Genomic DNA, 24,591 nt, shown 5'->3' with positions numbered 1-24,591 from the left:
ATGCCCCTCGAACCTTTTGCGCGCAGCGAAGCCTTGACCGTCGGCATTGAGCTGGAATTGCAGCTCGTCGACCATTGCGACCACGATCTCACCCCCGCTGCAGCAGACCTGTTGCACTGGCTGGGCCGCAAGCCGTTTCCCGGTGACGTCAAGCCCGAGATCACGGAGAGCATGATCGAGGTTGCGACGGATGTGCATACGTCATATAAGGCGTGGCTGGCGCAGTTGCGCACCATGCGTGACGCGCTGGTTGACGCTGGCGACCGTTTCAATGTGGCGATTTGCGGCGGAGGCACGCACCCTTTTCAGCGCTGGTACGAACGGCGCATCTACGCCACCCCGCGTTTTCGGGAGGTCTCGGAGCTATACGGCTACCTGGCCAAGCAGTTCACGGTATTTGGCCAGCACGTACACATCGGCTGCGCCAGCGCGAACGAGGGGTTGTATCTGCTCCATGCCCTGCATCGCTATCTGGCGCATTTCATCGCGATGTCGGCATCGTCCCCGTTCCTGCAGGGGGTGGATACCTTGTTTGATTCGGCGCGGCTCAACTCCGTGTTTGCCTTTCCCCTGAGCGGGCGGGCACCCTTTGTGCTGGACTGGGATACGTTTGTCGAGTCCTACTTCACGAAGATGGAGCGCACGGGCGTCGTTCGCAGCATGAAGGATTTTTACTGGGACATCCGCCCCAAGCCCGAATTTGGAACAATCGAGCTGCGGGTATGCGACACCCCGCTGACCGTGGACCACGCCGCCGCGCTGGCCGCCTACTTGCAAGCGTTGTGCAAGATGTTGCTCGAACGCAAGGACGTTCCGCTGAACGAAGACATGTACCTTGTCTACAACTACAACCGCTTTCAGGCGTGCCGCTTCGGCCTGGATGGCGTGGTGATCGACCCCGCCACGAACGAGCGCCTATCCTTGCAGGAAGACATCCTCGCCACACTGCGCGCCCTGGAACCTTATGCGGTTTCCCTGGGCAGCCTGCCCGCGCTGGAGCACCTCCACCGCACCGTGGCCTACGCGGGAAACCACGCCAACCAATTGCGCGCCCACCATGCACAGACCGGCAGCATCCAAGCCGTCGTCGATCTGGCTATGCGGATGTTTCGGGGAGAGGGGGGCAATGCAGCGTATCGATGACCCCCTACGCTACACTCCGCGCCCGCTGGAGCGGTGGATGAGCGGTCTAAGTCACACGCCTGGAAAGCGTGCGTGGGGTTATACCCACCGCGGGTTCGAATCCCGCCTGCTCCGCCAGCGATTTTTCTAGGAGGCTGCCCCGGTAATCGTGGCGAAGCCGTTGATTCCCAACCCCGCCCTGTGCGGGGTTTTTTATTACCTCCCCGCCCCGTGCGGGGTTTTTTATTACTTCCGGCCCCGCAATCAACGCCGCCCGACTACCACCTGGGCTACCAGCGCTTGCATCTGTTCCCCAATCTGCTGCTGCAAGGTCTGGTCGATCACGTTGCCTTCGGCGTCAAAGCCGCCCGCAAAGGCATTGGCAAAAACCTCTGGCTTGTTGAGGGGGCGGATGTCGAGATAGACGCATACCTGCCGCAAGTGGTATTGCGCACGGGTACTGCCCATGCCCCCCGCCGCGCCCAGTATGGCCGCTGGCTTGCCAGCCAGGAGCGCATTACCCGGCTCGCGCGAGGCCCAATCCAGGATGTTTTTGAGGGCAGGCGCCATCGAGTAGTTGTACTCGGTGCAGGCCAGTACCAGTGCGTCGGCCTTTCCCATTTGGGCCAGCACGCGTTCCACGCTGGCAGGTTTTGCGGCAATGTCCGGGTTGTACAAGGGGACGTCGGTCAGGTCTGCTATTTCCATGTCAGCGCTGGCTGGCAGGGTGGCCTGGGCGGCGCGCAACATGCCCCGATTGGCCGACGCTTTGCGCAGGCTTCCGCAAATACCGAAAAGGTGGACTGGGGTCATGATGGATCTCCTTGTGGGTCGTGAGGGGTCGTATCGGTGCCATCGTCATAGCTGGGCACTGTGGGCACTCTACCATTGCCGATGGAGACAGCACGCACAGTTTCTTCCATAGAAAATCCGCTCCCCACACGGTCTGCGGGCTGCATTCCAGCGATCTTTCCGGCTTTATCACGACTTCATCACGGCTCTATCACCACACCATGCAACACCCACCCCAAACCCTTGAAGACATTCGCCTGGCTATCGTCGGGCTGGGATACGTCGGCCTGCCCTTGGCCGTGGAATTCGGCAAGAAGCGGCCTGTCACCGGCTTCGACATCAACGCCGCACGCATCCATGCCCTGCAGGCAGGGCACGATGCCACGCTCGAAGTCTCTGATGAGGAACTCCGCACAGCCACCGGCTTGCGCTACACCACGGAATTGGAAGCGCTGCGCCAATGCAATGTCTATATCGTCACCGTCCCTACCCCCATTGACGAGCACAAGCGGCCCGACCTCAGCCCGCTGATTTCCGCTTCGCAAACAATAGGCAAAGTGCTCAAGCCGGGCGATGTGGTCGTGTACGAATCCACCGTCTACCCCGGCGCCACGGAAGAGGATTGCGTCCCCGTTCTGGAGAAAGGTTCCGGGCTGCGGTGCAATACGGACTTTTTTGTCGGCTACAGCCCTGAACGCATCAACCCCGGCGACAAAGAGCACCGCGTGTCGTCGATCCGCAAAGTCACTTCCGGTTCGACCCCCGAAACCGCCGACATCGTTGATCGGCTCTACCAGCAGATCATCGTCGTTGGCACGCACAAGGCGTCCAGCATTCGGGTGGCAGAGGCAGCCAAGGTCATCGAAAACACCCAGCGCGACCTCAACATCGCACTGATCAACGAGCTGGCGATCATCTTCAACAAGATGGGCATCGATACCGAATCCGTGCTCCAGGCGGCGGGAACCAAGTGGAACTTTTTGCCCTTCCGCCCCGGGCTGGTCGGCGGCCACTGCATCGGCGTCGATCCCTACTACCTGACGCACAAAGCCCAGTCCATCGGCTATCACCCTGAAATCATCCTCGCGGGGCGGCGCATGAACGACGGCATGGGGGCGTATGTCGTCTCCCAGCTCGTCAAGGCCATGCTGCAACGGCGCATTCACGTCCAAGGCGCGCGCGTGCTCGTCATGGGCCTGACCTTCAAGGAAAACTGCCCGGACTTGCGCAATACCCGGGTGGTGGACATCGTTCGCGAACTGCGCGAATACCACGCCGTCGCCGAGGTCTACGACCCCTGGGTCAGCGCCGAAGAAGCGCAGCATGAGTACGGCTTCACCCCCATCGCCGCCCCCACCCCCGGCGCGTATGACGCCATCATCCTTGCCGTGGCGCACCGCCAGTTTCGGGAGATGGGCGAGCAGCGCATCCGCGCGCTGGGCAAAACGCCCCACGTGCTCTACGACCTCAAATACTTGCTGCGTGCGGACGAATCCGACTTGCGGTTGTGATTCGTCACTCCGCCACTGCGCCATTCCGTCACTCCATCCCTCCCACCACGCGCCCACCATTCCCACCAGCGCAAGGAACGCCAATGACCCCCTACGAATCCCTGCAAGACACCTTGCGCGCTGCGCCACGCACCTGGCTCGTTACGGGCGTGGCCGGCTTCATCGGCAGCAATGTGCTCGAAGCCCTGCTGGCGCTGGACCAGCGCGTGGTGGGGCTGGACAACTTTTCCACCGGCTACCGCCACAACCTGGAAGAAGTGCAGCGCCGCGTGCAGCCTGCGCAGTGGGGGCGGTTCCGCTTTATGGAAGGCGACATCCGCAACCTGGCGGATTGCCAGCGTGCTTGCAAGTGGGAGGGCTATGAAGGGGACTATGAAGGGGGCTATGCGGTGGACCATGTGCTCCATCAGGCCGCGCTTGGCTCGGTGCCCCGCAGCCTGGCTGACCCCATTGCCACCAATGCCAACAACGTCGATGGCTTTTTGTGCATGCTCACCGCCGCGCGCGACGCCGGGGTGCGCAGCTTCGTCTACGCCGCCAGCAGTTCGACGTATGGCGACCACCCTGGGCTGCCCAAGGTGGAACACACCATCGGCAAGCCGCTATCCCCTTACGCCGTAACCAAGCTCGTCAATGAGCTGTACGCAGACGTGTACGCTCGTTGCTACGGCTTTGCCAGCATTGGCTTGCGGTATTTCAACGTCTTTGGCCGTCGGCAAGATCCCAACGGCGCCTATGCCGCCGTCATCCCTAAGTGGACTGCCGCGATGATCGCTGGCGCAGACGTCATGCTGCATGGCGACGGGGAAACCAGCCGAGACTTTTGCTATGTGGCAAATGCCGTGCAAGCCAATCTGCTTGCCGCCACCGCTACCGAAGAGGCAGCGCGCAACCAGGTCTACAACGTTGCCGTTGGCGGCCGCACCACGCTGCAACAGTTGTTCGATGCGCTGCGCAATGCCTTGGCTGACAACGGCGTCGAGTACGGCCGACCCCCTATCCACGACGACTTCCGCCCCGGTGACGTGCGCCACTCGCAAGCCGACATCGGCAAAGCCGCCACCCTGTTGGGCTACGTTCCGACCCACGATGTGCGTGCAGGCATTCAGGAAGCCATGCCCTGGTACATCGACTTTCTGCGCCGCTAACCCACGCCGTGCCACCATGCGCCTGACTGCGAATAGCAAGCAATGCATCGCACGCCAGGCTAACGCTACTGTGCAGGCTATTCGCGGCCCGGGGTTTTGGCGGCCGTGCTGTGGTCGAGGTCCGGGCGGTTCCATGGGTCCAGGTGCGTCATCAGGCGTAGCACCCTGTGGTGCTGCAGAACACGCTCTTCGGCCTGCACTGCAATCTCGTGGGCGACCTCGATCGTCAGCGTAGGGTCGACTTCGATGTGTACATCAACGACGATCATGTCGCCCATCTTGCGGGTACATACGTCATGGATGCCCAGCACCCCTGGGGTTTCGAGCAAGGTGGCGCGGATGGCGGCTACGTCTTCCACATTGGCAGCGTGATCCATCAGGTCTCGAAAGGCTTCGGCTGTAAAGCTCCACCCCATTCGGCCCACCAAAAAGGCGACGAGCAGCGCGGCGATGGGGTCGAGCAGCGGGTACCCGGCCAGGTTCCCGGCAATGCCCACCACCACGACCAGGGAAGACGCTGCGTCCGACCTTGCATGCCAGGCATTGGCCACCAACATGCTGGATTTGACGCGCTTGGCCACGGCCAGCATGTACCGAAACAGCAGCTCCTTGGCCACCAAGGCACCGCAAGCCACCCACAGCGCCATCACATGTACCTGCGGCACTGCGGACGGCACTTCCAGCTTGCGGAAAGTTGCCCACAGCATTCCTACCCCCACCGCCAACAGCAGCAGGCCCAAGATCAGGGAAGCCGCCGTCTCGAACCGCTGATGCCCATACGGGTGCTCTGCATCGGCGTCCTTTTGGCTATGGTGCCCGGCAAAAAGGACGACGAAATCCGAAATCAGGTCGGAGAAGGAATGGATGCCGTCGGCCACCAGCCCTTGCGACTGCGAAACGACCCCCGCCACCAACTGCGCCGCTGTCAGCAGCACATTGACGACGACGCTGACCCAAGTGCTGCGCATGGCCGCAGCAGCGCGCTCTTCCTGGGAATACAGCCCGTCTGGAGATGCAGGAATGGATTCGATAACGTTCATCGAAAGTTCATGGAAAAACGAACACCGGTTGGATACCCTGCGCATCCCTGCGGCTGCCGCAGCTCCGGCCCCGTGCCCACTTCAACGGGACGCGGGTTCTGCACCCATGCTCTCTGTAGCAACGGTGATGCGGAACTGGGCCATGCATCGTTCCAATTCCGGTATCGCGGTGCGTACCTCGTCGATGTGCCCGGCCAGCGCTTGCTCTTGGATACCCGCAGCGCAGGCGGATAGCGCCATGGCGCCGACGCTGCTCGCTGCGCCCTTGATGCTGTGGACGTGGCGTACCAGTGGCTCGGATTTCCCGGTCTCCAAGGCTGCCTTGATCACGGCGATGTCTTGCACTGCGCCTTGCAACATCAAATCGACCATCTCTTGCAGCAGACGTTCGTTGTGCCCCAACCGCTCCAGGGTGGCCAAGCGGTCGAACACCGGCGGTTTCGCGCCCTGCACTGCTGCATGGGCTACGGCGCTTTCCTGCGGGCGGGGGGCCACTCCAGCACCATCGTCCTTCGGCAGCCATCGTACCAACGCCTCCGCCAAAGCCATGGGGGAGATCGGTTTGGCCAAGTAATCATCCATGCCCGCAGCCAGCGCCTTGTCCCGCGTGCCGGGCATGGCATCGGCCGTCAGCGCGACGATGGGAATGCGCGGTTGCAGCACATGCGAACCCGCAGCGCGAATTTTGCGCGTGGCTTCGTACCCATCCATCTCCGGCATCTGGCAGTCCATCAGTACCAAGTCATGGGGAATCGTGGCAAGCACTTGCAGCACTTCCAACCCATTGCCCACTGCGTCGGCATGGTGGCCCAGCTTGGAAAGCATGTGCAAGGTCACTCTCTGGTTGGTCGGGTTGTCTTCCGCCACCAAAATCCTGCAACGCCGTTGGGGCGTGCCGGACGGCGCCCGGTGGTCTGCCCCCTGCCCTACCCGTAGCCCATGTGGCGCAGCGCCCAGCACCGAAGCAAAACAACGGTACAACTGCGCGTGCTTGACTGGTTTGGAAAGGTACGCCGCCAGCCCACACTCGGCAGCCAGCGCAGCATCGCCGTTTCGCGTCACCGAAGTCAGCATGATGAGCGGCAGCGCCTTCCAATGCGGATCAGCGCGGATGACACGCGCCAGCATCAGGCCATCCATATCCGGCATCTGCATATCCAGCACGCTGACGTCGATGCGCCGCCCCGCCGCAGCCTCCGTCACCAACTGCGCCAAGGCGGAAGTGCCGTCCTCCGCCAGCAGCGGCGTGCAGCCCCAATGGCGCAACAGCACGTCGAGCAAGCGGCGGTTGGTCGCGTTGTCATCGACAACCAGCACCCGTTTGCCTTCCAACCGCCCTTGGGGCTGCGATCCCTGCCTTGTGGGCTGGGTGAGGAAGGGCAAGCGGAACCAAAACGTAGACCCCCGGTTGGGCACGCTCTGCACCCCGATGTCCCCACCCATCCTCTCGACCAACCGCTTGCAAATCGATAGTCCCAGGCCGGTGCCACCGTATTTGCGGGTCATCGACGCATCCACCTGCGTAAAGGCGCTGAACAACTGGGACATTTTGTCCGCCGGAATGCCGATGCCCGTATCGCTGATGGCAAAGTGCAGCAGCACGCTACCTTGCGGGGCGCCCTGTTCTTGCGACACTTCCACAGCCACCTCCCCGGCGGGGGTGAATTTGATGGCGTTGCCGACGAGGTTGATCACGATCTGCCGCAGGCGGCCTGGGTCACCCCGCAAGAGCGTGGGAATGGCGGGGTCTACATGGGAGACCAGTTCCAGGTGTTTTTCCTCAGCGCGGATTGCGAGCAGGTCGGCGGATTCTTCGAGCAGTTCGCGCAGATCGAAATCCGTTTCCTCCAGCTCCAGCTTGCCCGCTTCGATTTTGGAGAAATCGAGGATGTCGTTGATCAACGTAAGCAGGGCCTCCCCGCTGCTGCGCACGATGGATGCATATTCGCGCTGGTCATCGGTCAGCTTTGTCTCCAGCAACAGGCCCGTCATGCCAATCACCCCGTTCATCGGCGTGCGAATCTCGTGCGACATATTCGCCAGAAATTCCGACTTGGTGCGGTTGGCAGTCTCGGCAGCGGCGCGGGCATCTTCCAGCCGCTGGATGCCTTCGAGATGGAAGGCCTTGAGTAATGCCAGCACCGCAGCCGCGATCAACACGGCACACCCAGCGCGGAACAACTGCACGGGGATTTGGGTTGCCTCCACAAAACTTTCCTGGCTGAGCACCGAAGCCGGGAACCAGTCCGCCCGGGGAACCACCAGCCCCCCAAACAGCGCGTACCCCAAAAAAGCAGCACAGGCGGTGTAGCTGGCCCATTGCAGCCTCCGGTGCTCCGACTGCGGCATATACAGCACGAGCCGGTTGCGAAAGTACAGCAGGAACCCCACGCCACATAGCGCGGCGCCGGGCACGCCCGTCAAATAGCGCGACGCAATGTTGAGCGCCAACAAGGGCTTGTCCGACATCCCCACCCAGGCAGCGATGGCAAGCAGGATGGGTGCGTACAACTCCACCCCCAACAAGCGGCCCCATGGCGTGGCCAATGCGGATGGTTCCAGCGACACCCGCACCAGTCGGCGGCCAAACTCCATCAGGAACAGAAAAGACACCAGCAATAACACAGGCCGCGCCACCGTCAGCCAGTCTGGATCGCCACGCACCACGCGCCACAAGTCCGTCCACTCCAACAAGCCGTGGCTGAACCCGAACCCCGCCAGCAGCGGGAGAATGTGCGACAACGCCAATTCGCTTTGGTATTCATAGCGCAAGGCGATTCCCATCCCCATCGCCAAAAAGGCCAAGCCGTACACGAGAAACACGACATCCATACCAGCAGCCCCTTGGACGAGGAGGAATAGGCAGAAGCCCAACAACAGCGCCACAGTTTGCTACAGCAAACCAGAAAATCCCCACGCAATACGGTAGACCGTATACCGCATTGGGATGGGGTCTCGCAGTGTAGAGAAATTCCGCTCCCCTATCGCGGATTTCGATGCGAACAAAGAACCTATTCCAGTAGGGGCTGCGCCATCGCATTGTTCTTGGGTGCGAGGAAGCGATAGAAGTGCTGCACATCAAGCAACGCCGATGGTGCCCACTGTATGACAAGCTTTATGCCATAACGGGCTATAAAAATGCACAAAACTTTCATTTTATGCAAGTATCATGCATGAATGCAGACACTCACAGAAAAGCTCATCCTGGCTGGTTGGGGTGGGCGGGTTATTTCGAAAGCACAGTTGGCGCGTCTACTGGATGGCACGCCACAGCGGCGCTACAACTTGGTGAACCGCGCGTTGCAGCATGGCGAGCTGCTGCAACTGCGCCGTGGGCTATACCTGCTGGCACCGCATCTGCAAAGCCAGCCGCCGCACCCGTTTGTGCTGGCGCAGGCACTGCAACCAGGCTCGTATATCTCGTTCGAAACCGCGTTGCGCTTTCATGGCTGGATTCCAGAAGCGGTGCCGGTCACGCTGTCGGTAGTGCCTGGACGGCGGCGGTTGGAGGTAAATCTGAGGTCTTTGGGCTTGTTTCGCTTTTATCCGCTTGCGCTGCAGGCAGGACATCTTCTGGCGGCAGTAGATCGGCATACGTTTACTGGTCAAACAGCATTGGTGGCCCAGCCCCTGCGGGCATTGCTGGATATGGTTTGCCTGCGCAAGCTGGAGGATACCGACCTCCCAATGCTGACCCAATCCATGCGCATTGATGCAGAGCTATTGCAGCAAACGCCAGCCTCTGCGTGGCAGGCGCTGCAACAGGTGTATGCCCACAAGCGTATGAACACCATCACCACATCACTACAAAAAATGATGCAACCTGTACATGCCGCATGATTGACCTGCTGCGTCAACGCCTGCAAACCCTCGCGGCTGGCAATGCCGTGCAAGAAGAGCAGGCACTGAAAGAAATGTTGCAAGAACTTGCGCTGTATGCACTGTGGCGCGGCGGCTTCTTTGATATTGCTGCCTTCCAGGGCGGCACCAGCCTGCGCATCTTGCACGGCCTGCCACGTTTCTCTGAAGACCTCGATTTCATCCTGCTCCAACCCAACCCGGCCTTTCAATGGGTGCATTACTTTGACGCATTGACGACGGTTTTGGCGCAATTTGGCGTGCAATGCGACTTGACTGACCGCAGCCACATGGACAAGGCCGTGCGCCAGGCCATGCTCAAGGACGACTCCATCGGTCGCCAACTTGATCTATCGTTTTTTGATCCCAAGAACGCCCGCAAGCTCAAGGTCAAACTGGAAATTGACACCAACCCGCCAGCCGGTCCCAATACATGCTGGCACTTTCTGGACTTCCCGGTGGACTTTGAAGTTTGCGCACAAGACCTGCCCAGCAACTATGCCCTCAAACTGCATGCCCTGCTTTGCCGTCCCTACCTGAAAGGCCGCGACTGGTTTGACTTTGCCTGGTACTGCAAGCAAAAGACGCGGCCCAATTTGCTGCATTTGGCGCACGCCTTGCACCAAACCGGCCCATGGCAGGGCCAACATGTGCCAGTAGATGCACCATGGTTAGCCGACGCGCTCACTGCAAAAATCAAGTCGATCAACTGGCCACTGGCAGCGCAAGACGTGGCCCCCTTTCTTCCCCAAGCCGAACAAATGAGCTTGACGCTGTGGAGCGAAAGATTCTTTGCAGATAAAGTCAACAGGCTTACAAAAGCGCTTTTAGCAGAAACAAAACCATAAATTTATTGATAAAGTGAACCCCGAATTTAAGACAAAAATTGAAGATGTCTTTCAATCCAGGGAATCCAGAATCATGAGTGAAAATCGGACATCTTTCTTGACAAACACCGCTTTCCTCCCGATGGGGATTCGGTATGGATGCGAAAGCGGGAATCCCGTGCTATGTGGGTATTTCCGCTCGAAGATGGGTCAGTAACTCCACCAGCTCGACAATCGCTGTGAACGGTTCCGGCTCCGTTCGTGCATTGAATTGGGCAGCCAACGCCTTGGCGCGCTGCGTGGCCACGGACAACCGCTCCCGGGTCATGCTGAAGGCTCGCGTTGCCCCCTTCTCGTAGCCTGGGATATGGATTTTGAGGCGTCGCATGACCTCATTTCGATGCAGCGGGTGCTGAATGTCTTCGTAGTGCAATAGTAGCCAAAGCTCGAAACTCGGCACGGATGCAATCGCCTGAAAACGTACGAATTGCTTGTTGTCGTTTTTCAACTTGCCGTCGAGCGACTCTGCCACCTGCAAGGCATCGAAGTAGCTACCGTGATCATCACGGTCAAAGACAGCGTACACCTGCTCGAATGCTCGCTGCTGGATGTTCTTGTGCTTGTCGCCAAACTCGAACAGCTCCTTGGCGTACCGAACGACCTGGATGGGTGCGGTTCCCAACTCACTGGGATGGACTGCGACATTGGCAGTGTGCAGCCGGTAGGCATGCCGAATCTCGCCGAAGTAGCTTGGCTCTGTCTTGCTGCCTTCTGAGACGATCAAGATGCGGTCATAACTGGCGCGTCGAGCCAGTTTGCGTTCGAGCTGTTTTCGTTGGCGCTCTTTCGGGGAATGGTCGCGCGCCATCAAGGATGCACCCCCAGCGCATGGTCGAGAAAGGGAATGCCGCCATACCGGCCCATCAAATAACCACGCTCCAGGGCCTCATTCTTGCGCGGGCTGAATTCCGACAGACTGACCAACGCGGAGGCTTGGTCTTGATCTTTCTCCACGAACCATATCTGGTCTCGGCGGAAGATATCCGGGGCATCCAGCAAGGACGTATCGTGGGTCGTGAAGATCAGTTGCGCACCACCGGTATTGATTTCGGGACGGTGAAACAGTCGCACAAGCTCACGCACCAACAAGGTGTGCAGGCTGGTGTCCAACTCGTCGATCACCAGCGTCAGTCCTGTACGCAGGATGTGCAGCACAGGGCCAGTCAGAAATAGCAGGTTCCGCGTACCGTTCGACTCATCCATCAGATCCAAGACCGCCCGGCCCTGTGCTGTCACGTGGGAGAAACGAAGCTGGTGCTCCTCGACCTCCTCGTTGCGCACCTCAGTCTTGCCGGCAACAAGATCGAAATGCACAGCCTGGCCAGGCACCTTGCGGGTGACCACTTCAATATCCGCAATGCTGATATCGGCTGCCGACAAGAAGTCACAGATCTGCCGACGACCTTCGGCCTGCTGCAACATCTGGATGGACACCTGCGGGCTGAGCTTGGCCTGTTCATTGAAGATCACCAGGCGATGGACGAACCAATCAAATACTGGGCGCAACACATCGCTGTTGAGCTGGACCGCCATCGACAGGAACAACGCATTCGGACGTGTCGCCCCTTCCCAAAGGTTCTTCGGCCCTTTGAGTCCGGGGCCAAACTCATACACATCCTTGCCCGTCCGGGCATCGTAGCGACGCTCGTACCAACGCTGAGGCTTGAAGGCCTTGTAGACCAGCAAGTGCTCGCTGACGATACGCTGAGTCGTCATTGAAAAACCGTACTGATAGCGGACACCGTCGAGGATGAAAGTCACCTCCAAGGCGGTAGGCTCCTTGGCCGACTGCTCGTCCAGTCGGAATGGCTGCACGGCAAAGGTCTGACCTGGCTGAATGACCGTCGCCGACTCGGCAACAACGCCACGCATGTACTGGAGCGCCTTGATCAGGTTGGACTTGCCGCTGGCATTGGCACCGTAGATGGCTGCACTGCGCAGCAGGCCGGGGGCCGCCTTGAGCCCTGTGTTCACTGTGTGTGTGTCGTGCAGCGTTTTGTCCTTGGAGGCGACAAGGCTCAGCACCTGCTCTTCGCGCAGGGAGCGAAAGTTTTCCACTCTGAACTCGACAAGCATCATTCAACCCCTGCAAACAAAAAGTAAACAAATATTTTGCGCTATGACTACGTAAATGCAAGGTATTTTATAGTTCAGTAGAAAAATAACGAGGCCCACGGCGGATAAGTTGGTGAACCCGTCCAGTGCCCCACTCACGAAGAGCTGCCCGGTACGGAATGAGTCACCCATCGGAACGGTGTGGCTGAACCCACCCAAAGAACATCGGATGATCCCCGGAAGTGAGAGTGTCTGACTAAAAAATCGGACATCTTTCTTGACAAACGCCGCGTTGCATGAGTGGCTGGGGTTGACCGTGTACCGCGCCACACGCTGACCGGCGTGCTCTGAATCCGGGCAGAAACACCACCACACGACTATGGATGAACCCACCGTACTCCCCCTGTTTCGCCATACCATCACGACATGGCTTCCGAACACGATAGCGGCTACAAGTTTCTGTTCTCGAACAGGGAGATGGTGCGCGACCTGATTCTGGGTTTCGTTCCAGATACTTGGCTACGTAGCCTGGATTACGACACGCTTGAAAAGGTTCCGGGCAGCTACATCAGCGACGACTTTCGCCAACGCGCCGACGATGTAGTCTGGCGCGTCCAAGTGGGCGGACAGTGGGTCTACCTGTACTTGCTGATCGAATTCCAAAGCAGCGTAGACCGCTATATGGCGCTGCGAATGCTGGTGTATCTGGGCTTGTTGTACCAGGATTTGGTACGACGGGGTGAAGTTTTGCCCGATGGCCGTTTGCCCCCTGCGCTGCCGATCGTGTTATACAACGGTACCGCCCGTTGGACTGCGGCTAACAATATCAGCGAGTTGATCCCACCCGTGCCGGGCTTGGTCGAGAAATTCAAGCCGAAGTTTCAGTACCTGCTTATCGACCAAAACGATTACACCGACAACACGTTGGCCCCACTCAACAACCTTGTTGCCGCAGTTTTTCGGCTCGAACAGCTTGCATCACCCGAAGCACTCCAACCCTTGATTGCATCCCTGCAAGAATGGCTTGCAGATGAACCGGACTTGCGGAGAATGTTCGCAATATGGATTCGCGCAACATTGATGCGCAAAAAACGATACCAAATAGAGTTACCCCAAATCGATGATTTACAGGAGATCAGAGTCATGTTGTCAGAACGGCTGGAAGAATGGGCGAAAGGATATGAAGCCAAAGGGATGCTGCTAGGCATAGAGCAAGGCATAGAGCAAGGCATGGAGCGAGGCAAACGCGAAGGAGAAGCATCGATCTTGCACAAACTGCTGACCAAGCGTTTTGGCCCTGTGCCAGAAACTTTGATGGCACACATTGATGCAGCATCGTTGGAACAAATCGAAGCATGGATCGACGGTGTTTTGGATGCACCGAATTTGGAATCCCTATTTGCGGATCCACCAGATTTCCCCCTATCGCACTGAATCGCGTCAATCCCCCACCCCCGGTAGCGTGGATGCCTACGTGAAAACCAGGTACCTTTTTTACAACCGCCGCCACCCCTTGCCCAGCCAGCAGCCCTGCACCCGCGTGCCGCCAAGGCTTGGGAGCGTTGGATGCACTGCGGGGAAGCCACCCGGTGCGGAATCGGTCACCCATCGGAACGGTGTGGCTGAACCCACCCACAGAACATCGGACGTACCCCCAAAACCCCCCGCGTACACTCCCCCGCCGTCCACACGGGGTACCCGCCGTGCGGCGGAGAAAGCCCCCTCCCCTTTCCCACGTCCGAAACCGAATCGTTGACATGTGCGGCCTGGCTGGTACTTTTGTTGACAGCAACCAAGCAGCACATGGCTGCATACGCGGCCTCACAGCCTCTATAAGCTCTGGGAGCAAATAGATTGGAAGTATTGGTCACTGGCGCGGCCGGGTTCATTGGGTCTGCATTGGTTTTGCGCCTGCTGGAGCGTGGCGACGTTGTCGTTGGCATCGACAACCATAACAACTACTACGACCCTGCACTCAAAGAAGCCCGCCTCGCACGGCACGCTACCCATCCCCATTACACCCATTTGCGGATGGACTGATGGCGCATCTACAACATCGGCAATAACCACCCTGTCGAATTGATGGATTACATTGCGGCCCTGGAAAAATCCTTGGGCAAAAAGGCGGTTATCAAAATGCTTCCCTTGCAGCCCGGTGATGTTTTGGACACTTTTGCCGATGTGTCTGATCTGGTGGAACAATTTCAATATAAACCAACCACTCTTGTGGAACAGGGCATCGAACACTTTGTGGCATGGTATCGTGAATATTACAAAACATGATATATGTTTGTTGCAGATCCCCCGCTTTATGCGCTTAGTAAAGAAAAGTGGTCGGATTGTTGCATTGCTCACTTGCAATATGCGGTTAGTCTGACAAGTACACCATGAAGCTCTTGCACATTACTCTACAAAATTTCCGTCGCTACGAAGCTGCACGCTTCCACTTCCATGAGCGTTTTACGGTCCTCATCGGTAACAACGGCAAGGGCAAGACCACTGTGCTGGATGCAGTGGCCATGATGCTGAACACCTACTTCCAGGGTTCGCATATGCCCACAGGGGGTGGAAATATCAGCAAAACTGATGCACGTGTGGTATTCACAGAAAAAGAAGGGCAAGTGTTTCGGGAGCAGAAAACCGCCGTTAGCCTCCATGCCACAGCGACGATCCACGGCAGTGCAGTGCATGGCAAGGACGTAGTTTTTACCCACTATCAGCAGGCGCGTGGCGAACTTATCCGGCGCATAGGGGAGTATTGTTCAGGATGATCGCGTTGGTGGGGTTGGACTGCACCCTGCAAAATAGTACTGCCTCTGACCGGCGTTGGCAAAACCGCCGAGAAGCGTGGGATGTGGCGCAAGACTCTCTTCAAAACCTTTTGAGTCAAGACACTCCCGCGATGAGACATCAAATTGTTTTGACGATGCAAGGCACGGGGTATTGGTCTGTTTGGATGACGGTATTTAAAGACCATTCCAATATGTTGCGAGGCCTGATTCAAGCATTGCCAGGTACAGATGCAACTTGTTTTGACCCAGAGCAAGACTACCGGCCAGTACCACGTCTGAATCGCCCCGGGAATGGAGGAGGCTCCACAATTTGAACAATGGATCAAGCTATACAAATAGGTAGCGAGCAAGGGCTTTTCTGGACTTGCCACATCACGCCAGCCAACGCACGGCAAGAAAAGGGCTTGGGCTGGGGCAAGCTCACGCTCCAAGTGCGTGGCCAACCCCTTTGGGGCTGCGCCCCAAGTGCAAGCAGGCAAGTAACCACGCCATGGCCGCTCGTGGATTTTCTGAGCGGCTTGGCACGCATCTGGCCATGGCTCTGTCTGGAAGAAGGCTACCCCATCGACATCAACCCCGAACACATCGGGCACATGATGCGTTCTGCAGAACAGCGTTGGGAAGACCTTTCCCCATCGCAGGCAGAGATGGAAGAAGACATCCTGTTTGATTTTCGGCAACGGCATGACCTCTCCCTGCTCTTTCGTGGCTTGAACGTACACCCGCTCTGGAACAACCCATCGCCGCCCCCCACCACGAAGTCATGGCGGGCCTTGCCCAGCCAACAGCCCTGCACCCGCGTTCCGCCAAGGCTTGGGAGCGTTGGGCGCATTGCGGGAAGCCGCCCGTTGTGGAACAGGTCACCCATCGGAACAGTGTGGCTGAATCCACCCAAAGAACATCGGACGTTCCCCGGAAGTGAGAGTGTCTGACTGAAAAATCGGGCATCTTTCCTGACAAACACCGGTATCACCCCACCACTGATGACCAGAGTCCGCCAGATGGCCAGTGTTGCGAGTAGTCGGCATCAACGTTCGCTGCCGCGATGATTGGGAGCAGAAAATCTCGAAGTGATGCCACGATGTCCTCCAGGTGCAGCGCTTCGAGTCTGTTCTTTCCCAAAAACGCCTGCCACTGCCTCTGCTTTTGCGCATCTTGCGCAAAAGCATCCGTCAGGCCAAAGGGGGTGTCCAGGGGCAACATCGTCTTGCGTCGATCGAAGGTTGCCCGAATCGCACGTCGCAGGGTGTCGCCGTCAAATTCGGTGTACCGCGACAAGATCCAAAGGTCGAAGTAATCCTTCATTCGGCTGTTGGCGATGCCGAGCGAGACCAACGCCTCCAGCTTTTCTGCCACCACGGTGTAGCGCGGATAGACGCGCAGTTTCGGCGCCGCGAACTCCGGTAGCATCACGGGGTACTGGACATCTTCCGGCCCTGGTGTGACGGCATCGCCGAAGCCGATGTCGACCTGAATCGGGCAGCGTGCTCCATCGATCAGTCCAAGTAAGGTCACGCGCACGCCAGCATAGTTGGCCTGCTTGCGAATCTCCGCCGCATGGACAGTGTCCGGTCGAAACGTCACCCCGTCATCAGTCTCCATCGCGCAGATGTCCTTGAAGACCGCCTCGAGGTGCGGCAACTCGGCCGAACCAAAACCCAGCAAGTCCGCGTCCCGCGTCGGTCGATGCGGAATATCGAACCACAAGTCGAACAACAGCGCGCCTTTCAGCAGGAACTGGTCGGCATGATGCGAGACACTGAGCCGGTACAGCAGGCGTTCAAGGGTGTAGCGGGTCAAGACCAGATTGAAGTCTTGCCGGGTCTCGCGGGCGCGGGTGAGCAGGCGCGCCCGCACCGAAGCAGCCGTGTTGCGCTGGTTCATGACAGGCTTTCCATGTAAGGGCGCATTACATTGGCCACGCGACACAGCGTGGCATAGCGCCAGAGTTCGTCCATGCTCACGCGTTTGGTATGCCATGCCTCTTGTAGCGCTTCCATCCCAACATCTATGCCGATCTTGTTGCGAAACTTGAAGCAATCGGCCACGGTACGTGCGACGTTGGTTACACGCACAGTCGCGCCATCGATCTGGTGCTCGTCAATTCCATCCGTCAGCGCGGCACCTGAGAAGCGAACGATGCGCAGCGGTGGGTAATCCATCTTCGGCGCACGCGCTTTGTTGGGAATGGCGACCCAGACCTCGAACGGTGACTGCGTGGTGAGATCGTTCACCCGTAGAGCCGACAGCAGGCAGACGATGGCTTGCGGGTGTTTGCGTGCCACCTCCGCCAGGGAGCCGTGCTCAGATATGCTGCGATCAGGACAGGCATACAGACCGCGACCCACACGGGTGAGCAGCCCCTGCCGAACCAGCCGCGTGAGGGCGACACTGGGCAGACCCCGCGCATCGAGATCGCACGGGCGGATGAGACCGCGCTGGGCGGCGAGATTCAGAATGGTCTGCTGCGAAGTTTCCATACCGCATGATGTTGTATTACGTCGGTAGTTGTCAATATATACCGACAAAACACAACCCACTCGATTTCCTTTGCTCCCCGATGCTGCGATCCAACCGCTGGCGATCGTCTGGCTGGCGATCAATGTGATCCCGCAAGACCTCGCCCGAGCGGGGGGGGGCGATGCAAAGTAATGTGGAATATGTCCCAAAAACCAAGGAGCGAGGGCATCTCGCCCTCGGGTATTTCGAGGGCAAGATGCCCTCGCTCCCAGGGGTACCACATCACTTGGAATCGCACCCGGCTGAAAAATCGGACATCTTTCTTGACAAACACCGGTGCGGGGTTCTCGTCATACCGGCGAAAAATTGTGTGCATACGGTAGGCCACCCAAGGAGAGTGTTTTGGCCACTGTAACGATGGGACCCCTGGAATGCAGTTCAGTTTGCAGCACCTGATGCAACAGAGCGGCCACGGCGCTGCACTGCGCCAGTCTTGTTGCGGCTGGTCGAAAGCTCCCTCCCCAGGTGCTCAATCACCACGGGCGGACGGTTCGGGAACTGCGCCACTAGGTTCAGTTGCCCGCCCATACTCTCAATATAGTGACGCAGGGTGGACAGCAACATGTCACTGCGCTTTTCAAGCCGAGAGATCGTGTCCTGACCAACCCCCAGGGCAGAAGCCAACTGTTCCTGGGTCTGCTGTGCGGCTTGCCGCAAGTCTTTCAGGGTGGCAAGCTCCATTGCGCGGGCCTGCACACGCTGGCGGCGCTCTTTGGGCAAAGCGGCCATCACTTCATCGAGTTTTCTTGCCATGCTTGAACTCCTTTTTCTGCAGCGTTGCCAGATGCTCGTCATACCGGCCATCAGCAATCGCAATCAACCGTTTATAAAAGCGCCGCTGGTCAGCACCGCCTTTGTCACCGCCCACCAAAAGGATGGCCTGGCGTTTGGGATCAAAGGCAAAAGCTACGCGCCAAACCTCTCCATTCCAGTCAAACCGAAGCTCCTTCATGTTGGCGTGCCGTGAAGCTTTGAGGGTGTCAACCGTGGGACGCCCCAGGTTGGGACCAAACTGCGCCAGCAAGTTCGCATGTGCCAGCACCTCGTCCTGCAAGCCCTCAGCCAACAAAGCCAGCTCGTCGAGAAAGGTATCGTGGAGGAGAACAGTCCAATTCATGCAATGGAATTATGGCTTTCAATCCATATTACATCAAGTCTGACCTGCAAGGTGTCGAGGCTGCGCTCCATGGCTGAATTCGAGGCAGTGGGATGCAACGTCACCCCGTATCTGGTGGATTTTCAGACCGGGGATGCAACGCCGTGGACTGAATACTCTCTGGTCCACAGCCTGACCAACAGCCCTGCACCCGCGTGCCGCCAAGGCTTGGGAGCGTTGGGCGCACTGCGGGGAAGCCACCCGGTGCGGAATCGGTCACCCATCGGAACGATGTGGCTGAACCCACCCACAGAACATCGGACGTACCCCCCAAACCCCCCGCGTACACTCCCCCGCCGTCCATGCGGGGTACCCGCCGTGCGGCGGAGAAAGCCCCCTCCCCTTTCCCACGTCCGAAACCGAATCGTTGACATGTGCGGCCTGGCTGGTACTTTTGCTTACAGCAACCAAGCAGCACATGGCTGCATACGCGGCCTCACAGCCTCTATAAGCTCTGGGAGCAAATAGCTTGAAAGTATTGGTCACTGGCGCTGCCGGGTTCATTGGGTCTGCATTGGTTTTGCGCCTGCTGGAGCGTGGCGACGTTGTCGTTGGCATCGACAACCATAACAACTACTACGATCCCGCGCTCAAAGAAGCCCGCCTCGCACAGCACGCCGCCCATCCCCATTACACCCATTTGCGTATGGACTTGGCAGACCGCCAAGCAATGGAAGCATGTTTTGCCACGCACAAACCGCAACGTGTGGTCAACCTGGCTGCCCAGGCCGGGGTGCGGTATTCCATCGAAAATCCACTAGCTTATATTGATAGCAACATCGTTGGATTTGCCCACGTTTTGGAAGGTTGCCGGCACAACGGCATCGATCACCTGGTATATGCCAGCAGCTCCAGCGTATATGGCGCCAATACCAGCATGCCCTATTCAGTACACCACAACATTGACCACCCTTTGAGCCTGTATGCAGCCAGCAAGAAATCCAATGAATTGATGGCGCATACCTATAGCCACCTCTATCACCTGCCTACAACCGGCTTGCGCTTCTTCACCGTGTATGGCCCCTGGGGTCGGCCAGACATGGCTATGTTCCAATTTACCAAGGCCATTCTGGCTGGCGAGCCTGTTATGGTTTTCAACCACGGCAAGCATCGAAGAGACTTTACGTACATTGATGACATCATCGAAGGCATCATCCGGGTGCTGGACAAACCCGCAGCGCCCAACCCTGATTGGTCTGGCGACCAGCCCGACCCCAGCACCAGCAAAGCACCCTGGCGCATTTACAACATCGGCAATAACCGCCCTGTCGAATTGATGGATTACATTGCCGCCCTGGAAAAATCCTTGGGCAAAAAGGCTGAAATCAAAATGCTGCCCTTGCAGCTTGGTGACGTTTTGGACACTTATGCCGATGTGTCTGATCTGGTGGAACAATTTCAATATAAACCAACCACTATTGTGGAACAGGGAATTGAACACTTTGTGGCATGGTATCGTGAATATTACGAAATGTGAGATATGTTTGCTTTATATTCACCGTTTTTCGCGCATAGCAAAGGAAGGCGGTTGGATTGTTGCTGGGCAAATTGCCAGTGTTGTCGGCTCATTTGTTCTGCTGAGAGTTCTTACCGAATACATTGACCCTGCACAGTACGGTCAATTAGCACTGGGTTTGACTGTAGCAGGCCTAATCAACCAGGTTGTGATGGGTGGTGTGATCGCTGGCATTAGCCGTTATTATCCAATCGCTTGCGAAAAATCTGATCTTTACGGTTATTTTCAGGCATCAGTGCAGATCATGGCTTATGCTACGCTTGCAGTTGCAACCCTTGGAACGATATTACTGGCGGGATTATATTGGTTTGACCATGTACAATGGATAGGTCTTGCTAGTGCGGCACTGATTTTTTCAGTATTCAGCGCATATAACGCAGCATTAAGCAGCATTCAGAATGCGGCACGGCAGCGTGCAATTGTAGCTTTTCATAGCAGTTTGGACTCATGGCTTAAGATTGTGCTAGCCGTTGCTGCAATACGGTGGATAGGTAGTTCAAGCACGGCAGTTGTAATTGGATACACAGTGTCAGCTTTACTTGTTAGTAGTTCACAATTCTTGTTTTTAAATAAATTAGTCCATTCTGAAGTGCAAATGAAAAATACGGCGGACAACTGGCGGAAGCAGATGTGGCTTTATTCATTACCAATATCAACCTGGGGTATCTTTACTTGGGCACAGCAAGCTTCTGACCGATGGGCTTTGCAGCGCTGTGCATCCACCGATCTGGTAGGCCAATATGCAGTAGTTTTTCAGCTTGGCTATACACCGATTATGCTTGCGACGGGTTTGGCCACGACCTTGCTTGGGCCGGTACTTTTTCAAAAATCAGGGGATGCTACAAATCAGCAACGCATTGCCAACGTCCAAAGCTTGAGTTGGAGACTGGTATATCTTTGTCTAGGGTTAACGCTGCTGGCATTCTTGTTTGCTATGGGTACTCATCGTTGGATATTTTCACTATTGGTAGCACCAGTCTATAGATCAGTATCCTATTTGCTGCCATGGATGCTGCTTGCCGGTGGTTTATTTTCTGCCGGGCAACTATTGGGCTTGAAATTGTTATGTGACCTAAAACCCCATGCAATGATTTGGCCAAAAATATTTACAGCCATTTTGGGCGTTGCCCTAAATATTTTAGGAGCAAATATCGCAGGACTGCCAGGCGTTGTGATTGCAGCCATCCTATTTTCTTCAATATATTTTTTATGGATGTGCATTTTAAATTTTGGCTCAATCTATAATCCCAGAAATATTAAATAAAATCATTTATAATTAAATATAATGCAACTAAATCACATCTACAAATATTTTAAATACATTCCATCAACAATCTATGTAAATCTAATATTGAAAAGCCCGTTTTTTATGACGGCGCCTTTTTTCCCGATAATTATAACATCTCGACTCAAACTATTCTGTGCATCAGATGTTAAAATTAGAACGAAAAATAATGGAGATTATATCAGATTAGGATACGGCAGCGGTGGTATTGGATCTTTTGAACATACAGGCATCAACCTTGAATTTTATGATGCGGCAACGCTTGATTTGTCTGGAATATCTATTATTGGTTATGGCTCATCAATTTGCATTTATGAAAACGCCACTCTTGAAATTGGAAATAACACCTACATTGCATCCAATGCAGTCATTAAATGCAAAAAGAAAGTAAAAATAGGTGACGAATGTGCTGTATCCTGGAATGTAACAATTCTTGATTCAGACTTCCATCCTTGGTCATCAGAGGGAGTCGCTAATGTGATTTCTGAAGATGTGATCATAAATAATCGAGTCTGGATTGGAAATAATGTGATCATCCTCAAAGGCGTAACTATAGGAAATGGTTCAATCGTCGGAGCGGGTAGCGTTGTAACAAAGAACGTTCCAGACAATTGCCTTGTTGCTGGCAACCCGGCCAGAATAATCAAAAAGGGGGTTGCGTGGTAATTGATAATACGAATGAAATAACGCGGCAAGTCTGGCTGCAGAAAACCCTTGCAGCGTTACCTTCCGGGGTTCGACTACTGGATGCTGGTGCTGGTGAACTAAAAAACAAAAAGTTTTGTTACCACTTAAATTATGTGTCTCAGGATTTTTATTAATAAAAAGGCGCAGTCGGTAGCGTCAATGAAAGCTTGTAAAATGAGTCATGGGACACGAGTCACGTTGATCTGGTTAGCGATATCACGGCCATGCCAGAATCAGATGCCAGTTTTGATGCTATTCTCTGCAGCGAAGTGCTGGAGCACGTACCAGAACCCACTCACGCACTCGATGAATTTGCACGCTTGCTCAAACCGGGAGGTTGCTTGATCCTCACCGCCCCTTTCGCCTCGAATGTACACATGGCCCCCTATCACTTTTGCAGCGGATTCTCAAAATATTGGTACCAACACCATCGGGAGCAGCGCAGATTTCGCATCGAATCGTTAGTGGCCCATGGTGACTGGTATGCGCTGCTGAGACAGGAAATCAGTCGATTGGGCAGCATGGAGCGCCAACGCGGCAACTAGGTATGGCCGCTAGCTTATATGCTTACGGTTTGATGGGACTGGCGTATTTTGCGCTTCGGGCTAACAAGGAAGCGGAGGATCTGGCGTGTTTCGGCTGGCAGTGCGTGGCGGTGAAAGTGTGAGCTAAATACCTTAGCATCAATTCGGCCATGGTTGTTATGAACAAATTCATATTCCCCAAAAAACTCCTCAGTCGCCTGGGGCTTCTCAGCCTAGTTATTACCTTGGCGCTGCTCCTTGCTGATCAGGCTGAAACAGCGATCGCTTGGTGGATCATGATGGCCTGCATGCTACCTGCTTTGATCTGGGTAAGTAGCAGCCGCTTTTTATCATTCAAAGTGTTTGTCTGGTCAGCCTTTGTTACTCAGGCTGTCACTATGCCATATTTCTACCTGTTCCCTGATAAATATCAGTTTCAGATACACAGACCGTTCTACTACACTGGCTTGGAGTCCTTGCAAATTTTCTATAAAGTAGGCATATTCCTCCTAGTATTTCTGTTTATCGCAGGTATTTTGACCCGGATATTGAAGAAGTCTATCCAAGACCATCATTTAATTCGACTGGTAGCAAATATCCATCAGGTGCCTACATCCGACAACTTGTTCGCTACGGAGAAAATTAGCCTCACGACATCCTTAATATCCACGGGGCTCATTATTTTGATAGTCTTGTTGATGATCCCGCTAAACAATTGGATGTTTCATATGGGGATTGGACTTACCGGTGTTCTTCCACCTGAACTTCCATATAGACTGAGCGGCATCCTTACCTATTTGGCAAAACTTGTCATTCCCGCTTTGTTGGTCTTTCTTTATCTAAGAACCCGCCGACGCTCATTCCTGCTAGTCGTAGTACTGGGACTGTACAGCGCCTTTTTGGGTGTCAGCACTGTCAGTCGATCGGCTGCGCTTATGGTAGTTTTGGCACCGTTGGCATTTTCCTTACTAGATCGCCGATGGCCTTTATTTATTGTGGCAGGAGTGTTGGCCACTGTCTCACTAAGTTTGACAACCTATAGTCGCAACATTGTTTATCTAGTCTTATTTGGTAGCTCTGGTAGCGTTACAGGGCTAGATGTTATCGGTGTTTTGCTTAAAACAGCAAGGGATATAATTGATTGGGATCAATTGTGGCTAATTATTCCTAGCATTATTGGACGGTTCGAAAGTTTTGAGCAGCTCTGGCGGGTATCATTTGTCAATCCAGAAATCTTAGGTGGTGGATGGGCGATTATTACAAAATCGGTAGATTGGCGTTTGATTGATTTAGGACATGATGCCATTCATCTGGAAGTGTTGGGTTACACTGTTCCTGAAGGATTTTATATGGGTTTGGGGGGGGTGCTTGAATATATGTTGGCGGCCGTGAATCAATCCATATTTTTTTATATTCCCTTTGCCATCGTGGCAGCATCACTTCTGATTTTGCAGGAGACTGCATTACGCGTTATTGGCAATCGCTATTATATAAATCCTATGCTACTGAGTCTTTTAATCTTTTTTTTATCTCTCAACTACTTTGTTGCGCCCGGATATGATATTATGAATTTTTTCTTTATTGTATTATGCATTTCCTCACTGTTTCCACGGTTTGCGGTAATCCAGACTTTTCTGGTATTAGTCGGCGCATGTTCCCAACAGCTTCGAGTAACAGGCAGGTCATTGCCTTGATCTC

At 55.7% G+C, this 24,591-nt stretch carries 24 protein-coding genes and 1 tRNA gene; 16 read left to right on the top strand and 9 right to left on the bottom strand.

Features of this window, described 5'->3' with window-relative positions; genetic code table 11:
• Positions 1 to 1,143, top strand: a complete 1,143-nt coding sequence (locus CENROD_RS02335) for a YbdK family carboxylate-amine ligase (RefSeq protein ID WP_022771472.1) — start codon at positions 1 to 3, stop codon at positions 1,141 to 1,143.
• A 27-nt stretch (positions 1,144 to 1,170) separates the two neighbouring features.
• Positions 1,171 to 1,260, top strand: a tRNA-Ser gene (locus CENROD_RS02330).
• Between the two features lie 126 nt (positions 1,261 to 1,386).
• On the opposite strand, the gene CENROD_RS02325 is transcribed toward CENROD_RS02330, so the two are convergent.
• Positions 1,387 to 1,935: an NADPH-dependent FMN reductase gene (locus CENROD_RS02325; protein ID WP_022771471.1), complete on the bottom strand. Its 549-nt coding sequence runs from the start codon at positions 1,933 to 1,935 to the stop codon at positions 1,387 to 1,389.
• 200 nt (positions 1,936 to 2,135) lie between these two features.
• On the opposite strand from CENROD_RS02325, the gene tviB reads away from it, so the two are divergent.
• Complete coding sequence (gene tviB / locus CENROD_RS02320) at positions 2,136 to 3,425, top strand: Vi polysaccharide biosynthesis UDP-N-acetylglucosamine C-6 dehydrogenase TviB (protein WP_022771470.1); 1,290 nt, start codon at positions 2,136 to 2,138, stop codon at positions 3,423 to 3,425.
• A gap of 83 nt (positions 3,426 to 3,508) precedes the next feature.
• Positions 3,509 to 4,573, top strand: a complete 1,065-nt coding sequence (locus CENROD_RS02315) for an NAD-dependent epimerase/dehydratase family protein (protein ID WP_022771469.1) — start codon at positions 3,509 to 3,511, stop codon at positions 4,571 to 4,573.
• Between the two features lie 77 nt (positions 4,574 to 4,650).
• On the opposite strand, the gene CENROD_RS02310 is transcribed toward CENROD_RS02315, so the two are convergent.
• Both CENROD_RS02310 and CENROD_RS02305 read right to left on the bottom strand, forming a co-directional pair.
• Complete coding sequence (locus CENROD_RS02310; RefSeq protein WP_022771468.1) at positions 4,651 to 5,613, bottom strand: cation diffusion facilitator family transporter; 963 nt, start codon at positions 5,611 to 5,613, stop codon at positions 4,651 to 4,653.
• 81 nt (positions 5,614 to 5,694) lie between these two features.
• Positions 5,695 to 8,499: a hybrid sensor histidine kinase/response regulator gene (locus CENROD_RS02305; RefSeq protein WP_051360277.1), complete on the bottom strand. Its 2,805-nt coding sequence runs from the start codon at positions 8,497 to 8,499 to the stop codon at positions 5,695 to 5,697.
• Between the two features lie 291 nt (positions 8,500 to 8,790).
• Here CENROD_RS02305 and CENROD_RS02300 point away from each other — a divergent pair, with 291 nt between their 5' ends.
• Together CENROD_RS02300 and CENROD_RS02295 are read left to right on the top strand one after the other, a co-directional pair.
• Positions 8,791 to 9,453, top strand: coding sequence for a type IV toxin-antitoxin system AbiEi family antitoxin domain-containing protein (locus CENROD_RS02300; protein WP_022771465.1), 663 nt, complete (start codon positions 8,791 to 8,793; stop codon positions 9,451 to 9,453).
• A complete protein-coding gene (locus CENROD_RS02295; protein ID WP_022771464.1) occupies positions 9,450 to 10,319 on the top strand; it encodes a nucleotidyl transferase AbiEii/AbiGii toxin family protein in 870 nt (289 codons plus the stop codon). Before CENROD_RS02300 ends, CENROD_RS02295 begins: the two co-directional genes overlap by 4 nt.
• A gap of 160 nt (positions 10,320 to 10,479) precedes the next feature.
• On the opposite strand, the gene CENROD_RS02290 is transcribed toward CENROD_RS02295, so the two are convergent.
• Both CENROD_RS02290 and CENROD_RS02285 read right to left on the bottom strand, forming a co-directional pair.
• Positions 10,480 to 11,166: an RloB family protein gene (locus CENROD_RS02290; protein WP_022771463.1), complete on the bottom strand. Its 687-nt coding sequence runs from the start codon at positions 11,164 to 11,166 to the stop codon at positions 10,480 to 10,482.
• A complete protein-coding gene (locus tag CENROD_RS02285) occupies positions 11,166 to 12,416 on the bottom strand; it encodes an AAA family ATPase (protein ID WP_238551808.1) in 1,251 nt (416 codons plus the stop codon). Before CENROD_RS02285 ends, CENROD_RS02290 begins: the two co-directional genes overlap by 1 nt.
• Before the next feature lie 423 nt (positions 12,417 to 12,839).
• On the opposite strand from CENROD_RS02285, the gene CENROD_RS02280 reads away from it, so the two are divergent.
• The 5 genes from CENROD_RS02280 (at position 12,840) to CENROD_RS02265 (ending at position 16,137) form a co-directional block, all read left to right on the top strand.
• A complete protein-coding gene (locus CENROD_RS02280; protein WP_022771460.1) occupies positions 12,840 to 13,847 on the top strand; it encodes an Rpn family recombination-promoting nuclease/putative transposase in 1,008 nt (335 codons plus the stop codon).
• A 420-nt stretch (positions 13,848 to 14,267) separates the two neighbouring features.
• Positions 14,268 to 14,453, top strand: coding sequence for an NAD-dependent epimerase/dehydratase family protein (locus CENROD_RS14465; RefSeq protein ID WP_022771458.1), 186 nt, complete (start codon positions 14,268 to 14,270; stop codon positions 14,451 to 14,453).
• 42 nt (positions 14,454 to 14,495) lie between these two features.
• Positions 14,496 to 14,696, top strand: a complete 201-nt coding sequence (locus CENROD_RS13810) for a nucleoside-diphosphate sugar epimerase (protein ID WP_022771457.1) — start codon at positions 14,496 to 14,498, stop codon at positions 14,694 to 14,696.
• Positions 14,697 to 14,800: 104 nt separating this feature from the next.
• Positions 14,801 to 15,184, top strand: coding sequence for an ATP-binding protein (locus CENROD_RS02270; protein ID WP_022771456.1), 384 nt, complete (start codon positions 14,801 to 14,803; stop codon positions 15,182 to 15,184).
• Between the two features lie 338 nt (positions 15,185 to 15,522).
• The gene (locus tag CENROD_RS02265; protein ID WP_022771454.1) at positions 15,523 to 16,137 is read left to right on the top strand and encodes a hypothetical protein; all 615 of its coding nucleotides are present in this window, start codon (positions 15,523 to 15,525) and stop codon (positions 16,135 to 16,137) included.
• Positions 16,138 to 16,174: 37 nt separating this feature from the next.
• On the opposite strand, the gene CENROD_RS02260 is transcribed toward CENROD_RS02265, so the two are convergent.
• The 4 genes from CENROD_RS02260 to CENROD_RS02245 all read right to left on the bottom strand — a co-directional run bounded on the left by CENROD_RS02260 (position 16,175) and on the right by CENROD_RS02245 (position 18,842).
• On the bottom strand, positions 16,175 to 17,089 hold the full coding sequence (locus tag CENROD_RS02260; protein WP_081699793.1) for a nucleotidyl transferase AbiEii/AbiGii toxin family protein: 915 nt from the start codon (positions 17,087 to 17,089) through the stop codon (positions 16,175 to 16,177).
• The gene (locus tag CENROD_RS02255) at positions 17,086 to 17,685 is read right to left on the bottom strand and encodes a type IV toxin-antitoxin system AbiEi family antitoxin domain-containing protein (RefSeq protein ID WP_022771452.1); all 600 of its coding nucleotides are present in this window, start codon (positions 17,683 to 17,685) and stop codon (positions 17,086 to 17,088) included. Before CENROD_RS02255 ends, CENROD_RS02260 begins: the two co-directional genes overlap by 4 nt.
• 418 nt (positions 17,686 to 18,103) lie before the next feature.
• Positions 18,104 to 18,478, bottom strand: coding sequence for a helix-turn-helix domain-containing protein (locus tag CENROD_RS02250; protein ID WP_041193199.1), 375 nt, complete (start codon positions 18,476 to 18,478; stop codon positions 18,104 to 18,106).
• Positions 18,459 to 18,842 carry a type II toxin-antitoxin system RelE/ParE family toxin gene (locus CENROD_RS02245; protein WP_022771450.1) on the bottom strand — a complete coding sequence of 128 codons (384 nt, stop codon included), beginning with the start codon at positions 18,840 to 18,842 and terminating at the stop codon, positions 18,459 to 18,461. Before CENROD_RS02245 ends, CENROD_RS02250 begins: the two co-directional genes overlap by 20 nt.
• A gap of 508 nt (positions 18,843 to 19,350) precedes the next feature.
• On the opposite strand from CENROD_RS02245, the gene CENROD_RS02240 reads away from it, so the two are divergent.
• The 5 genes from CENROD_RS02240 (at position 19,351) to CENROD_RS02230 (ending at position 24,587) form a co-directional block, all read left to right on the top strand.
• Entirely contained in the window at positions 19,351 to 20,358 is a 1,008-nt protein-coding gene (locus tag CENROD_RS02240) for an NAD-dependent epimerase (protein ID WP_022771448.1), read from the top strand.
• The gene (locus CENROD_RS12955; protein ID WP_187292320.1) at positions 20,339 to 21,661 is read left to right on the top strand and encodes a lipopolysaccharide biosynthesis protein; all 1,323 of its coding nucleotides are present in this window, start codon (positions 20,339 to 20,341) and stop codon (positions 21,659 to 21,661) included. Before CENROD_RS02240 ends, CENROD_RS12955 begins: the two co-directional genes overlap by 20 nt.
• Before the next feature lie 105 nt (positions 21,662 to 21,766).
• Positions 21,767 to 22,348 carry an acyltransferase gene (locus CENROD_RS13450; RefSeq protein ID WP_202961173.1) on the top strand — a complete coding sequence of 194 codons (582 nt, stop codon included), beginning with the start codon at positions 21,767 to 21,769 and terminating at the stop codon, positions 22,346 to 22,348.
• A gap of 224 nt (positions 22,349 to 22,572) precedes the next feature.
• The gene (locus tag CENROD_RS14040; protein ID WP_338010384.1) at positions 22,573 to 22,914 is read left to right on the top strand and encodes a class I SAM-dependent methyltransferase; all 342 of its coding nucleotides are present in this window, start codon (positions 22,573 to 22,575) and stop codon (positions 22,912 to 22,914) included.
• A 149-nt stretch (positions 22,915 to 23,063) separates the two neighbouring features.
• Positions 23,064 to 24,587, top strand: coding sequence for a hypothetical protein (locus tag CENROD_RS02230; RefSeq protein ID WP_022771444.1), 1,524 nt, complete (start codon positions 23,064 to 23,066; stop codon positions 24,585 to 24,587).
• Positions 24,588 to 24,591: the final 4 nt, after the last annotated feature.

Source organism: Candidatus Symbiobacter mobilis CR, from assembly GCF_000477435.1.
In the GTDB taxonomy this organism is placed as follows: Bacteria; Pseudomonadota; Gammaproteobacteria; order Burkholderiales; family Burkholderiaceae_C; genus Rhodoferax; species Rhodoferax mobilis.
Note: the sequence above shows the minus strand (reverse complement) of the source record. Positions and strands in the feature narration are given on the sequence as shown.